The following is a 14577-nucleotide window of genomic DNA, read 5'->3' on the forward strand; positions in this document are numbered from 1 at the left end:
AATCGCACATAACGCCTGTCATGGAACGATTATCAGGAAACTGCCTGGTCCGGTAAAGCGACCCTGTCACAGGCGGGTGGGCTTACCTGCCTCTTTGCGGCGTTGCTCCCACTCTTCGCGGGTTTGTGCGGCTTCATCACCGGGCAGGAAGTCGATGATCTCGAAGTAATCAGAGCTGAACTGGTCTGCCACCACGGTTTCACGAGGTTTGATCCGGACCACGTAGACGGTCTGGACATTCTGGTGGTCGAACTCGCGCCAGTACTGTTCATCTTTCAGGAAGCTGTAGCGATGCCCCTCAAGGGCCCGGATAACGGCGTCTGTGTTGGTGCTGCCGGCCCGTTCGACAGCATCCTTGTACTGGTAAACAATGCTGTAGGCCGAGGCCGCGGATGATGAAGGGCGCATTTCATAGCGGTCTGAGAAGGCCTCAACAAAGTCTTTACCGCGCTGGTAGTTGTTCTCGTAGGGCAGGTTCCAGACCCAGGGGGCGGCACCAACAACACCTTCCATGATGGTCGGGCCAACCTGTCTGACCATCCCCAGTGTCAGGTTGGGCACAACGATCTGCATTTTTTCCGTCAAACCCATTTCATAGGCCAGGTTCAGAGCCCGGACCATGTCATCGCCGAACAATACCATCATCAATACTTTGGCATCGCTCTCCTGGGCCTGTTCCAGCGCTGCGCGGAAATCATTGATCAGCGCCCGGGGGAAGGGGGTTTTTACACCCTGGTGCACGTCGGTGTTTTCGGTGTTGGAAAACTTTCGTACCGATTCTTCCACGGACCATCCCCAGGTGTAGTCTGAGGTGATGTAGAAAAACTTCTGGTCGGCGTGGTTACGATTGAGATACTGGCTCAGTGCCTTGGCCGTCATCCAGGCGTTGTAGGGCTCCCGGAACATATATCGATGCCCCTCGGCGCCGGTGGTGGCATTGGAGTAGGTCAGGGTGCCGAAGTAGATTCGGTTACGATCCCTGGCGGCTTTGCCGGAAGCAATAGCGACGGCGCTGGAGACGCCACCGAAAACCATCTGCGCGCCCTCGCGGTCAATCAGTTCGGCGGTATTCCTGGCGCCCTGGTCTGGTTCTCCACGGGTATTGCGAATCACCAGTTCGAGGGGCTGGCCCATAACACCGCCTGCCTGGTTGATTTCATCTACCGCCAGATAGGCGCCAAGCCGTTGTTGAAGGCCCTGGTCCTTGTATCTTCCGGTCTGGGGGTAATTCAAACCTATCTTGAGGGTATCGGCGAGGACGGTCGTGCTGGATAATAGCAGGACAGTCGCAAAGATCAGCGCGTTCCTTGGTCTCATTTACGTTGGCCTCCGTAACGGCAGCACAGCGGGTATGGCTGCGTTGCAAACAGTTATTTTGATTGTTTATTGGGCAACTCAAGTGTCAGCCGATACTGTCCGGCCAACAATGGGACTAAAGTTGAAGTTCCGGTAACAATTTGTAGGACGAGCGGTCGATCACACAACCGTTGCTATAAGGCAGGGAAACATTGAGAAGAATGACCTATTCGCGCTCGACTGAAAGCCTGTCGGTGGTGCTCATGGCATTGCTCGCTTTGCTGGTGGCGCTTCCGGCCAGTGCCGAGTGGCACCGATACTCCGACACGGCAATGACAACGCCCGTTGAGCTTGAGTTCTGGGCTGATGAAAGCGTGACCGCCGATGTGGTGGCCCGTGAGGTATTCGATGTATTTCACCGTGTTGATATCCAAATGAGCCGGTACCGGGCAGATTCTGAATTATCAGCGCTGAACCGGGAGGCTGGAAAAGGCCCGGTTAACGTCAGTGATGGTCTGTTTAAGGTGCTTCAGAAAGCCCGTGAGGTGTCCGAGCTGAGTGAGGGGGCATTCGATGTCACCTTTGGCTCGGTGGGTTACCTCTATGACTTTCGGGCCGGCAAGCAGCCAACGGATGAACAGGTAGCGACCGGGCTCACGCGGGTAAACTTCCGCGATGTCGTATTGGATGTATCCGGGCAAACGGTGGCGTTTCGCCAGCCGGGAATGCTGGTGGACCTGGGCGGCATTGCTAAAGGTTACGCTGTCGATCTGGGTATTGAAGTGCTGGAAGCCCACGGCATACGCCACGCCCGGTTGAGTGCTGGCGGTGATATGCGTCTGCTGGGGGACAAGCGGGGGCGCCCGTGGTATGTGGGTATCCGGGATCCCCGGTCTGGCAATGACAACGCGGTGGTGTTGCCGTTGGCGGATGTAGCGGTATCCACATCCGGCGACTACGAGCGCTTTTTTGTTGATGACGCCGGTGAGCGCGTACACCACATACTGTCACCGAGCACTGGCCGTTCGGTGAAGGGAGTACAGAGCGTTACGATTATTGGTGACGATGCATTGACCACCGATGGCTTGTCCACCGCGGTTTTTGTTCTGGGCCCGGAGAAAGGCCTCAAGATGGTGGAGCGCTTGCCGGCGATCGAAGTGGTTGTGATCGACGACAAACGCATGATGCATGTGTCAGAAGGGCTGGTTCCCCCAGAGCCGTAGTAGAGGCAACGTCCCTGCTGTCAGCCGTTGATGGTGCCGTTGACCACATTGGAGAACGCAATCAGACTGTCCTGCATGGTGCTGTTGCCCAGGCCGTGGCCGGTAAAGCGAGCGCCAAAATCACCCTGTTCGCCATGCAGTGCCATGTAGTTCAAAAGCACCGTTTGAACCAACTGGTTGACGTTGTTGGCGGCCGGGCTGGAACCTGTGTCAACGGATGCATCTGGACGCATGGAGCCGATTTGCCTTCTAATCGGGGTAGGGCGGCCCTTTGGATCGTAGATGAGGAAGAACGAGGCAGCCGTTTGTTGGTTGTCACCAGTCCATTCACCTTTGCCTCTGCCTTCCAGGGAGTCATCAATTCGACCATTACTGGAAACCGAGCCGTCGCTGAATACATACAGCATCAGCGGCGTTCCAATTCGTGCAGCGTATTCGAGACATGCCCCCATGCAGCGGCCTGCCTGTTCGTCCCGCCGCTCTCCCGTGCCTCGCTCACCAGTGTGGTAGTCGTATCCACCCATGGTGATAGTACCTGCACCAGCGTAGCCGTTAAGCACCAGTTTCATCACAGAGGCTGTTTTCTGGAATTCCCGATTCCCGTTGAATTCCGAGCTTGAGAAAATACCGGCCGGGCCAACGATGTCGGGATCGGCCATTGGATCAAGAGGGTTTGCCTCTTTGCCATAACGGTCTGCGAGGTCTGCACTCTTGAGATACCCGCACTTCACCAGCTTTTTGACCACCTCATCTGTGGTGATCCCAGCGTTCACTTTTTTCATTTTGGCGTCGCTGATCTGGTAGATAGACTCCATGACGGCCACAGCATCGGAGGGATCAAGAATTCCGATCAAATCGCCTACGTCTACCAGGCCCGAGGCATCAGATGGGCGGTCTACCTTGGTGGGCCTCACTTCGGGGTCTATCAGGTTCATCGGCGCCATGGAGTTGCCCCCGGATTCCGAGCTCTGGGAGCCTATTAACGTAAGTAACTCTCCGTTGGCGCCGGCTTTGTAGATTCCATACATCGGGTTGTGTGGATTGTTGCCAGTATCGTTTTCTGAGCGAGCGGCGATGATAGCGCCATCCACGCCTGCGCGTGTGCTGGCACTGGTGCTTTGCATAATACCTCTCAGAAAACCACTATCGGAATGAAACGCCAGGCCAAGCTCCTCGTTTACGAAGGCTGGGTCAGAAGGCAGCATGTCACCCGGAAGCCCGAGTTTGTTGTATCCCGCAGTGGTTAGAAAGTCCATCTGACCACCCGCTTTGCCCATGAGTACGTTGGAGCCCGCGATGTTGGCGCCGCCGGCCAGATCAAAGCAGATGAAGGGTATCTTTCCGGCACCGGACACGGCGATACCGCAGCTTTCTTTCAGATTCTCGAGATCGGATGACAGCGCTGCGGCTGCCTGACGTGGATTGGCGAACAGGCTGAAGACCGAGGCGCCAAACAGGGTGGCCGAACCTGCCATCAGTCCTTGGGAAATAAACTCGCGTCTGGTCCGCGGCTTGCCATGATCCTGGTGGAGGAGGGGGCTGCCGTTTGCCAAAGGTTTTTTCCGGGATTTGCGTATAAACATGATCGGCTTCCTTTACTGAACCAATGTGGTGGCGCTGCCAAGAACAGCGGCACAACTTGCCTTGACAATCGTCTTGGTGCGGTCATCTTCACAAGCATTACCACCACAGGCTTTCAACTTATTGATGAGTGCATACAGCTCTGTCTGGATCTCATTGTCGGTCGGTTGGGAAGCCAGATTATCTCCCACGAAATGGGTCATCAGGGAGCTTGTAATCAAACTGTTGCCGCCATGATCAAAAGCGCTTTCGGCCGGAGCAGAAAAGTTAAAGCCAGGGAACATAGTTGATCGGAGCTCGTTGTTCTCTATCAACGCATCGCAATACTGGATAGCCAATTGCGTAACAGCCATCTGGTGCGACGACAGGAAACCCTGAATATTCTCCACCGTGGGCAGTTGTTGCTTCACGGTATTGTAGGTGGCACTTACATCCGGATGCGTGGTGGCAACGCCGGTCATTCGGGCCATGGAGGCATTGATTTCATCAAAGGTTTTCAGACCGATTTCCGGTGACGCCGGAAGGTCTGCCGGCTCGGGCTGCGGCAGGGGCGAGGGCTCGGTCCGGGCAAACTGGTTGCTGCCAATCTGATCAAAGGTCAGGAAGAACTCGTCAATTCCGGGGCCGCCTTCAAGCGCAATAATGGTGCCCATAGGGGACAGTGGCTGGCCGATGCCTGGCTGGTAGAGGTCTGCATCGAGCAGGACATCGAGGTTGGCCCAGGCTTGCCCGACAGTGGCTTCTTTACCGTTGATGCCCAAACGCATTCCCCTGAGCGGGATATTCGAGGGCTCGACGCTGTCATCCAGGCTGATGAAAAACGGACTGGTGAATCGGTAGGCGTAGCTGTCGAACTGGCTGACTTCAAAGACGATAAAGCTCTGTGGCAGGTCAATCAGGTGGGAGACCCCGAACAGCAGATAGAACTTCTGGCCCACACCCACTTCAAAGTTGGCCTGAATCTGCTGGGGTGTCAATGCACGGTTGTGAATGGCCACCATACGGATGGCCCCCTGCCACGGGGAATTACCGTCGGTTTCATTACCCAGCACCAGGGCAAAGCTGTCGTCCCACTCGGTCAGCAGTCCGCCCTCGTCGGGATCAAGGTCGCCCGAAAACTCGCCATTGACAAAGATCTGTCGACCGGTCGTCGGGCTGTAATTAACCACCACATGCTGCAAGGTTGCTTGCAACAGCATATCGGCATCCTGAGTCGCAAAGGCGCTGTTCTCGTCGCTGGTGGTGGAGCGATGCAGTACTTCGTAACGCTGGAGCGACTGGCTCAGGGTTACATTGCGTGTGGTCGCGGAGCCGGAATAGGTGACGATGCGGGCGTCTTCCTGGGTGATATTCCCGGGAGCTACCCAGGCTTCGATGCTGTATTCACCGGAGGTGGTCAGTTGGGTATGGAGTTTTCGGCTTGCCGAGGTGCTGCCCTGGGCCTTGCCGGCAGGCACCATAAATCCTTCGCTGTTTTCTCCTGCGGGGCCAAGGTCGATGCCCCAGCCGCCAACCCAGTCAACGTTGCCGCTGAGCGTGAGATTGAGCGGTGGCTCAATACCGCTGGTGTCAAATGCAGTTTGCCCTTCACCCGCTTTGAATTCGTACAGGGCAATGACATTGTCTTCATAGCGACCGCCGGAGTTGGCCAGCAGGCCGTCGGCACTGAGCTCAACCGCCTTGCTGACCACCAGAGCAGGGTCGACAGGCGTTGCGCTCAGATCCTTGACCATTTCCAGAATCTTCATTTCCATCAGGTTGGCCGAGGCTACGCAGTCGTTATCCCAGCAATTATGGAAGTCAAAGCGCAGCCGCTGTACCAGGCGAGAGTCCGCGGGCACCGTGGCATCAATGCGGCTTCGGGCCTGGTCGTAGGCGGTGTTTACATCGGCACTGGCAATATAGGGTGTCTGACCACCATCGCTATGGCACTCGCTGCAGTACTGTTCGAGCACCGGATACACTGTGGTGGCGAACAGGCCGGGCTCGGCCGGCAGAGAAATGGTGGCCCCCGGATCTTTCAGGGCCGGTGCACGTAACTCGACGGTTTTGGCCGAACCTCCACCGCCTGCCCAGTTTGTGATGTAGGTTGTCAGGATGTCGGCGCAGGCAGAGTTGCTGGATAACCAGCAGTTATGGCCATCTGCCACTTTGGTTACCATCAGGGAGTCAGACGGATCCGAGAGATTTACAATCTTCTTTGCCTGGGAATAGGCGCTGTTGACGTCCTGCTCATTAACAAAGGTGGGCGACTGACCATCGGCCCCGTGGCAGGACCCGCATTTATCCTGGGTAACCAGATTGTCCCAAACGCTGCGTTTGAAATTGGACACATCCTCGGTTGCCGGAGCCGGACCACTGTAGACAATGCCGCCTGAGTTGCCGGAGGTGTTGGGAAGAGATTCTGTAGACTCTCCGCCACAGGCCGCCAGCAGCAGGGTGGCTCCCACAACAACGAGTACCGATTTCAGGGCTTGCGCCGGTGTGTGTGTTCGCAGTGTCATCATCTGTTACTCCCCCATGCAGTAAACAGCGGATTCAGCGAACACCTGCTTCAGGTTGTAGCCCTGGTTCGCGAAGCTGACAACCATACTGTTGACCTTGGCCCGGTCGTCACTGTCCGAGGGTGGGCGCAGGCATACATTCTCGAAGACTTTCTTCACCTGACACTGGGCGAAGGCCTGGGAGTGGGCGAATTCCCGACCCAGGCTTTTGGCGCCGTTGCCGGAGCCGGGCAAGGTCGGATCCCAACCAAGGCGTCGATTGGCACCCTGGCGCCAGTAATTGTCCCAGCGGTCGTCAGGTGTGACATAACCCTGCTCAAACGTCGCCGAATTGATGTGATATTTGCTCTGAACCCGGGTGCCGGTTACCGGATCTGTCGTGCCGACGGCGTTGTAGACCAACCGCCCCAATTCACCGTCGGGGTCGTTGTTCTGGTCATACCGGTAGTCGTAATAGGCAAAGGCCTGTGTCATCGGATCCATGCCGGTGTGGCAGCCTACGCAGTTATTGAGAAAAACCCGGCTGTCTCCGCCGGGGCTGCGAGAGACATCCTGCCGAATACGGTCGGTGGGCAGGGTAACGTCAGCGACCTGCTCCAGGTCGTTGCACATGTGGTTGATCAGGGTAAACCGGAACATGGCGCGGTTGGTGCCCGCGCTGAAGAATGCTCGGGCAGAGGCACGGGAGGTGATCACGCCGGCCGTGGCCGAAGATGGCAGTCCGTTGTAGCTGGACTGGCTGACCCGAATCAGGTTATCGCGCAGGCTGATGCCCCGGGATTCCAGTTCTGAGTAATGGTTGTTGTTGCTCACAGAGTAGGGCGGTAAACCGAGAGACGGATCGCCAATGTAGAGCACGTCTTCAAAAAGGATCTTCCGAAAATCCTGGTCGTCCCGAACCATGCCGACAACGGTGGCAATGTAATCGTTGAGAGGCACGAACTTGGACATGGCCTCGTTGGTCCAGGGCGCAGCAAAGTTCTTAAGCGTGACATCGTAAAAGGCCGGATCTTCCATGGCGATGAACGCAGCGCCTTCGGGATTGGAAGGTATCAGGTCGGCCATCGACTGCAGGACGCTCTCGGACGGCGGAACGCCCGCAATACGGTCGTGTATCTGTTTGGCCTGTTCCCTGGCGCCTGCCTCAGCCAGGCTGGACACCATTCCTGAAAGAACGATGATACTGCAAGCCATGGTAATCAGGCTTGTCATCCTGTTCCGGGCGGTCATGTCCGTATCCCTCAATGATGGTTAGCATCCGCACATTAATGCTTTTTGACAATTGTTAAAAGTTTACGACTTGCTATATCTTAAAAATTGAGTCCCAGGCCACGTTATTACATTGCGTTACGTAAAAGCTTTGGAGTGACAGGTTCGAACCGACTTAATTTATGTCATGGAATGTCATCCACCACAGGGTTTGTTACATTGGAAGTCACGTCATCGGTTCTCTCTGCTCGCTATCACCGTGGTCGGTTGCTGGCCTGTATCGGTGCGCTGTCGCTGACAGGATGCCTGTCTGGCGGTGACAGCCAGAAGGCTGATCCGGTTGTGGTCGAGGAGCCGGTTGCCTACATAGAACGGCAACTTGTATTCAATGAAAACACCGGATCGCTGGTTGAGGATGACCTTGCGAACCCCGCAGAATTCAGGCCAGGCGCCCGCCTTTTGCTGAAGTCCAGCGCCGCAGCACGATCTTCGGCAAAGGATATATCCTCTGCTGCCTTATCTGGTGGTACCCCTGGACAGGGGGTCTACGACGTCAAAGATCTTCACGTGTCCCAGGATGGAAACCGGTTACTCTTTGCCCTGCGTGCCCCAGAGATAGAGGGTGCCGACGATGACGAACAGCCCACCTGGAATATCTGGGAATACGATCGAACCGCGGCATCGCTTCGCCGTATTATTGATTCGGATGTGACCGCCCGCGCGGGTCAGGACGTGTCGCCGGCTTATCTGCCTGACGGCCGGATTGTTTTCTCATCCACACGCCAGCGCGTATCCAAGGCGATTCTGCTGGATGAGGGCAAGCCTCAGTATTCCGGCCTGGACGAGGAACTGGACAGTCCGGCGTTTCTGCTTCATGTCATGGATGAGGATGGCCGCAATATCGAGCAGATCACCTTTAACCAGAGCCATGACCTGGACCCCGTGGTTATGGGCGATGGCACCATCATTTTCAGTCGTTGGGATAATGCCGGTCAGACTCGAAACAATGGTGTGAACCTTTATCGCATCAATCCTGACGGTACCGGGTTGAGCTACCTTTACGGCCGGCATTCCCATGAGTCCATTCCGGAAGCCGGCGACATCCAGTTCCTGCGGCCTCAGGCACTGGATTCAGGCAACCTGCTGGTCCAGTTGCGCCCCTTTGAAAGCGACGACTATGCGTCGGTGCTGGCAGAAATTGATGTTGAACGCTTTGTTGAGGCCAATCTTCGCGTCGATGGCACTGAGGCTGTGGGACAACGCTCATTGATTCCGGGCATTCGCCTGAATGGAGAGTTGTCTCTTGACGGGCGCTACGGGTTTGCGTCGCCGCTACTGGATGGCACCGGCCGTTACCTTGTCAGTTGGACTCCTTGCCGATTGCGGGAAGTTGCGACCGATCGCATTGTAAATTGTACGGAAGACCGACTGGCTTCTGACCAATATCGTCCGGCCCCCCCGGTGTATGGGCTCTGGCTTTTGGATGCGGCTGAAAGCACCCGCCGTCCGATTGTGACTGCGGTAGAAGGCGTCCAGTTTGACGAGGCCTTGCTGATGCGAAGTCGCCCTCTGGAACGTTTTATTCCAGAGGCCCAGTTCCCCGGCGATGCTGGCGCATTGGCGGATGACGGCTACGGAATTCTGCACATTCGCAGTGTTTACGATCTGGACGGCACGGACACCACGCCAGCCGGCATCCCCGCCATGGCCAATCCGGTGCAAACGCCCCCGGAGCAGCGGCCAGCAAGATTCCTGCGGCTAGAGAAGCCCGTGGCGATACCCGATGACGACGTATGGGATTTTGACAACAGCGCTTATGGGCGAAGCCGTGGCCAGCTAATGCGTGAGATCCTCGGTTATGTGCCGGTTGAGCCGGATGGCTCGGTGAAAGTGGCGGTCCCTGCCAATGTTTCCTTTGCGATCAGCGTGCTGGACGGGCAGGGGCGACGACTCGGGCCAAGGCATGAGAACTGGCTGTCCGTGCGCCCTGGCGAGACTCGGGAGTGTTCAGGTTGCCATGATCCGGATAGCTCCGCTCCTCATGGCCGCACCGATGCCGGCCCCGCGCCCGCCTGGGCCGGGGCGCCAACCACTGGCCGGCCATTTCCGAACACCGATCCTGCACTGTTTGCCGACATGGGCGAAACCATGGCCGAGGTCTATGGCCGAATCAACGGCATTCGCCGACCGTTACCGGATCTTGTGTACGAAGATGAATGGACCGACCCGAATGTGGCGCCATTGGGCGCGAGTTTCGCGTACGCTTACGGTGACCTGGACACGGCTCCGCCCATTTCCGGTGTCTGTGCTGGGGAGTGGTCGCCTAACTGCCGTATTGTGATTAACTACGAACAGCATATCCATCCACTCTGGGGTAAGCTCCGGCAGGAAGTGGACCCTGTCACCATGGACGTCATTTCTGATTCCACCTGCACCGGCTGCCACACTACCGCCGATGCAGCAGGCGCTGCTCAGGTGCCCGCCGGGCAGCTGGATCTGGGCGATGGCCCGTCACCTGCAGAGCCGCTGCACTTCAATTCTTATCGCGAACTCCTCTATCCGGACAACGAGCAGGCGTTGATGAACGGCGCCCTCGTGGATGTGCTGGTGGATTCCGGGGAGGTGCTGAGGGATGAAGAGGGCAATCCGATCCTTGATGCTGATGGGAACGAGCAACCGATCATGGTAACCGTGCCGGTTCGGCCATCCATGTCTGTCAATGGCGCTCGGTTCAGTCGATTCTTTGATGTGTTCGCAGCCGGTGGCAGCCATGAAGGTTTTCTGAAGCCTTCCGAACTGAGGCTGATTTCAGAATGGCTGGATATTGGTGGCCAGTATTACAACAACCCCTTCGATGCCCCGGAAGACTGATCCAAGGACTCAAGCTCGCGCCATGCCCATCGCCATTCTCATGATTTTACTCTTGCTCCCTGCCCAGAGTTGGGCCGGTGGGTTATGGGGCTCGGAGGGCCAGGATGTGGCCCGGGTGCAGGTAACCGAAGCCTATCTGTCCTGGAGGACGGGCCCGGCATCCGGATACCCGGTGTTCCATACAAGTGAGAAAGGCGAGTGGCTGACCATCCTTCAGCGCAAGACCAGCTGGATCAAGGTGATGGACTCTCGAGGCAGGGAAGGCTGGGTGTCGGTGGCGGACCTGGCTCAAACCGTGGATGTCACGGGAGAGACCGTGAGCCTACAGGTTCCTGACCTGGATTCGTTCGGGAAGCGACGGGCAGAAGCCGGTTTGATGATGGGCGAGTTTGACGGTGCTGCCGTGATGGCTGGCTATGGAGGTCTTTGGCTGACCCGGAATCTGTCTGCAGAGCTGTGGGGGGCTCAGATTCTTGGCAGCGCCTCCGAGATTCGGATGGTTAATGGCAATCTGGTGCATCAGCCATTTCCGGACTGGCGGATATCGCCTTTTTTCACCCTGGGGATTGGCCACATCTGGGTTGAGCCGAAAGCGTCTCTCGCCCAGCCGGAGGAACGTGATAACAGCATCGGCCATGCTGGCCTTGGAATCAGGGCCTACATCACCGATCGATATTTCATCCGTGCCGAGGTGAAGGACTACAAAGTCTTCACGACCCGGTCCACCAACGAAGAAGCGACAGAATGGAAAATCGGACTAAGCATCTTTTTCTGAAACCGCTGTGCCTTGCGGCAGGCCTTTGCACCGCTGCGGCAGGACAGGCGCAGGAAGACCGCCCGCTGATCGAGCCCGATGTGACGCCGGTGCCGGTTACCGAAGCCCTGATCGATACCGAAAACTTCGAGATCGGGGCATTTGTGGGTGTGCTGAACATTGAGGATTTTGAATCGTCCCTGTTGTACGGCGGCAAGCTGACATACCACCTGAGCGAATCGTTCTTTTTCGAAGCAGGTGTGGGCTTTGCGGAAGGCGGCGAGACCAGTTTCGAGAAGCTGGCCGGAGATGTGGAGGTGCTGACCGACAGTGAACGGGACTATAGCTACTACAACATCAACCTGGGGTACAACGTGCTGCCGGGTGAGGCGTTCCTCACAGAGAATTACGCCTTCAACACCAACTTCTATCTGATTGCCGGGGCAGGGGCCACGGAGTTTGCCGGCGATACCCGTTTCACCCTGAATGCGGGTGCCGGCTATCAGGTTCTATTGACCGACAGCGTGTCGGTGCATTTTGGGGTACGGCAACACTTTTACGACATTGATGTGCTTGGGGAAGAGAAGACCTCCGTCAATACCGAGGTCAGTACCGGGTTGTCTGTGTTTTTCTGAAATTAAGGAGGAATGGCTGTGAGAGCATCCATAGCAAGACTGGCATTGACGGGTGTACTGGCCTGCGCGAGCCCCTTGGCCGCGGCTGAGGCCATTAACATACCGGCGCCAGACTTTACCCTGGAAAGCCGCTCCGGGGAGAACCTGCGGCTGGAGGATCATCGGGGCGAGGTCGTTATGCTCAACTTCTGGGCTTCCTGGTGTGGGCCCTGCCGTCAGGAAATGCCCCTGATGGACGAGCTATACAGCCAGTACAAGGATCTCGGTTTCACCATTCTGGCAGTGAACGTGGATGAGAATCGGGACGAAGCCCTCCGTTTCCTCGACAAGGTGCCGGTCAACTATCCGATTCTTTACGATCCGGAGAGCTCGGTTAGTGAACTGTATGAGGTTCAGGCCATGCCAACGACGGTGATGATTGACCGGAACGGCAATGCCCGATATCTGCACTACGGCTACCAGCCAGGTTACGAGGATGAATACGAGCAACAGATTCGCGAACTGGTGCGCGAGTAACTTCTGGACGGTGCCCGCTATGCGAATTTTGTCGATCCTGTCGTCCCTGTCTCTGGTTGCACTGCTGCTGATGGCGACCGGCTGCAGCTCGGTAAAACCCTGGGTGAAACCCTACGAGCGTGACAATCTGGCGGATCCGGTCATGAGTCTGAGCAGGCATGGCTCGGCTGACGCCTACATGCATCACGTCTATCAGGCCAGAGAATCCGCTCGCGGCGCTGAAGGCGGTTCAGGGGGTGGCTGTGGCTGTAACTGACAGATTTCGGGTTGCTGCTCTCAGTCTGACGGCCCTGATGGTGTTACTCACGGTTCAGTCCGCCACAGCGGCGACCTTACCCGTGGACAAAGTAGACGTGCTCTATCATCGTTACGATGGTGGCGGCATGGTGATTGATGGCCCGTCGGTGCTGGTCCGCAAAGGGATTGGCCCCCAGGTCTCCTTTTCCGGTCAGTATTACGTGGATTCTGTGTCTGCTGCCTCGGTGGATGTACTGGCGACAGCCAGTGCCTACGAGGAGGAGCGTACAGAATACACCGTGGGTGTGGATTACCTGCACGACAAGGCCATTCTGAGTCTGGGTTATACCAACAGTACGGAAAATGATTACGAGGCCAATACCCTCTATTTTTCGGTGAGCCAGGAATTCTTCGGAGGCATGTCCACGGTGACCATGGGCTATGCCAGTGGCTGGGACGAAGTGGGTCGGGTTGGTAATGATTCCTTCAGCGAGGAAGCCGATCGTCGTAACTACCAGCTGGGCCTTAGCCAGGTCGTTACCCGTAACAGTCTGGTAGGCCTGGACCTCGAAGTGGTCACAGACGAGGGTTACCTGCAAAACCCGTATCGTGTGAACCGCTACATTAATCCCGATAATCCAGCGGAGTTCCTGACTCAACCGGAACAGTATCCGGAAACCCGAACCAGTACCTCCGTGGCCGTGAGAGCGCTTTACTATCTGCCGTATCGCGCCTCAATACGCGGTGAATACCGCTATTTTTCAGATACCTGGGGCATTAACGCCCATACCATGGAACTGGGTTACGTGCACGGGTTGACCCAGCACTGGACCCTTGAAGGTTCCGTCCGCTATTACACCCAGAACGAGGCGGATTTTTACAGCGATCTTTTCCCGTTCAAGAACTCCCAGACCCATCTTGCCCGGGACAAGGAGCTCAGCTCGCTTTCAGGGACAACCCTGGCAGTAGGCGCGGTGTACGAATGGAAACAGACGTCGCTTCCGGGCATTGATCGTCTGCAGTTCAGTCTGTTGGTGGACTGGCTGAATTTTGATTATGACAACTTCCGGGATGTCACCGCGGCCGGAAACTATCTCCCCGGCGAAGAACCCCTTTATTCCTTCGATGCCTATGTCACCCGGGCGTCATTGATTCTTGAATACTGAGCATGCAGGAAGAACGACCATGGCCACTTGCTTGAACTCCCGATTTCCGGCGCTGTTAGCGGCATTGACCCTCGCCCTGACAGCCCCTGCCTTCGCCCAGTCCAATCCCGGGGAGGAGAAGGACGAGACCGCGGTCGCCGAGCAGGTCGAGGCCCTCAAGAAGAAGGTTATCCGGCTTAACCGGGACCTGTTTATCCTTGAGGAGGACCTGCTGTTTCCGGCCAACACCCAGGTTGCAGTGTTTCTCAGCGTGGATGCAGGCAAGTTTCTGAAGCTGGATGCGGTCAAGCTGAAGGTTGACGACGAGATCGTTGCCTCTCACCTCTATACCGAGCGTCAGGCGAAAGCACTTGAGCGCGGGGGTATGCAGAGGCTTTACGTGGGCAACCTGAAGACCGGAGACCATCAGGTGACGGCGTTCGTCGAGGGCATCGGGCCGGATCAGCGGCCTTACAAACAGGCAGCGTCGCTGGAATTCGAGAAGGGTACTGGCACAGCCGCTCTGGAAATCCGTGTTGAGGATCGCTCTTCCGATTATCAGCCTTCAGTTTCCATCGTGGAGTGGGAGTAAGCCGCGCCGTGGGA

General features: G+C 56.8%; 12 protein-coding genes. 8 read left to right on the plus strand and 4 right to left on the minus strand.

Annotated elements, in window-relative coordinates; genetic code table 11:
* Positions 1–66: 66 nt before the first annotated feature.
* Positions 67–1317, minus strand: a complete 1251-nt coding sequence (locus B3Y70_RS11245) for a substrate-binding protein (RefSeq protein WP_011785305.1) — start codon at positions 1315–1317, stop codon at positions 67–69.
* Between the two features lie 200 nt (positions 1318–1517).
* Here B3Y70_RS11245 and B3Y70_RS11250 point away from each other — a divergent pair, with 200 nt between their 5' ends.
* Positions 1518–2519 carry an FAD:protein FMN transferase gene (locus B3Y70_RS11250; RefSeq protein WP_278350917.1) on the plus strand — a complete coding sequence of 334 codons (1002 nt, stop codon included), beginning with the start codon at positions 1518–1520 and terminating at the stop codon, positions 2517–2519.
* A gap of 20 nt (positions 2520–2539) precedes the next feature.
* Here B3Y70_RS11250 and B3Y70_RS11255 read toward each other — a convergent pair whose 3' ends face one another.
* From B3Y70_RS11255 to B3Y70_RS11265, 3 genes are all read right to left on the minus strand, one after another.
* A complete protein-coding gene (locus B3Y70_RS11255) occupies positions 2540–3994 on the minus strand; it encodes a general secretion pathway protein GspF (protein ID WP_228198054.1) in 1455 nt (484 codons plus the stop codon).
* Between the two features lie 120 nt (positions 3995–4114).
* Positions 4115–6607 carry a LamG domain-containing protein gene (locus B3Y70_RS11260; protein WP_286714299.1) on the minus strand — a complete coding sequence of 831 codons (2493 nt, stop codon included), beginning with the start codon at positions 6605–6607 and terminating at the stop codon, positions 4115–4117.
* A 3-nt stretch (positions 6608–6610) separates the two neighbouring features.
* Positions 6611–7816 carry a hypothetical protein gene (locus tag B3Y70_RS11265; RefSeq protein WP_023009959.1) on the minus strand — a complete coding sequence of 402 codons (1206 nt, stop codon included), beginning with the start codon at positions 7814–7816 and terminating at the stop codon, positions 6611–6613.
* A 189-nt stretch (positions 7817–8005) separates the two neighbouring features.
* Between B3Y70_RS11265 and B3Y70_RS11270 the strand changes: the two genes are divergently transcribed.
* Genes B3Y70_RS11270 through B3Y70_RS11300 form a run of 7 tightly spaced genes read left to right on the plus strand, consistent with a single transcriptional unit; the run spans position 8006 to position 14563 of the window.
* Positions 8006–10684, plus strand: a complete 2679-nt coding sequence (locus B3Y70_RS11270) for a hypothetical protein (protein WP_286714300.1) — start codon at positions 8006–8008, stop codon at positions 10682–10684.
* Between the two features lie 22 nt (positions 10685–10706).
* Positions 10707–11459 carry an SH3 domain-containing protein gene (locus B3Y70_RS11275; RefSeq protein WP_014421171.1) on the plus strand — a complete coding sequence of 251 codons (753 nt, stop codon included), beginning with the start codon at positions 10707–10709 and terminating at the stop codon, positions 11457–11459.
* Entirely contained in the window at positions 11429–12073 is a 645-nt protein-coding gene (locus B3Y70_RS11280) for an outer membrane beta-barrel domain-containing protein (RefSeq protein ID WP_014421172.1), read from the plus strand. Before B3Y70_RS11275 ends, B3Y70_RS11280 begins: the two co-directional genes overlap by 31 nt.
* A 12-nt stretch (positions 12074–12085) precedes the next feature.
* Positions 12086–12589 carry a TlpA family protein disulfide reductase gene (locus B3Y70_RS11285; RefSeq protein WP_278803373.1) on the plus strand — a complete coding sequence of 168 codons (504 nt, stop codon included), beginning with the start codon at positions 12086–12088 and terminating at the stop codon, positions 12587–12589.
* A 19-nt stretch (positions 12590–12608) separates the two neighbouring features.
* Entirely contained in the window at positions 12609–12845 is a 237-nt protein-coding gene (locus B3Y70_RS11290) for a DUF4266 domain-containing protein (protein WP_222447947.1), read from the plus strand.
* Positions 12832–13992, plus strand: coding sequence for a DUF3570 domain-containing protein (locus B3Y70_RS11295; RefSeq protein ID WP_414674117.1), 1161 nt, complete (start codon positions 12832–12834; stop codon positions 13990–13992). Before B3Y70_RS11290 ends, B3Y70_RS11295 begins: the two co-directional genes overlap by 14 nt.
* Before the next feature lie 19 nt (positions 13993–14011).
* Entirely contained in the window at positions 14012–14563 is a 552-nt protein-coding gene (locus B3Y70_RS11300; protein ID WP_288589825.1) for an AraC family transcriptional regulator, read from the plus strand.
* Positions 14564–14577: the final 14 nt, after the last annotated feature.

It is taken from the genome of Marinobacter sp. UBA5687 (genome assembly GCF_002420325.1).
GTDB classification, from domain to species: Bacteria; Pseudomonadota; Gammaproteobacteria; order Pseudomonadales; family Oleiphilaceae; genus Marinobacter; species Marinobacter nauticus.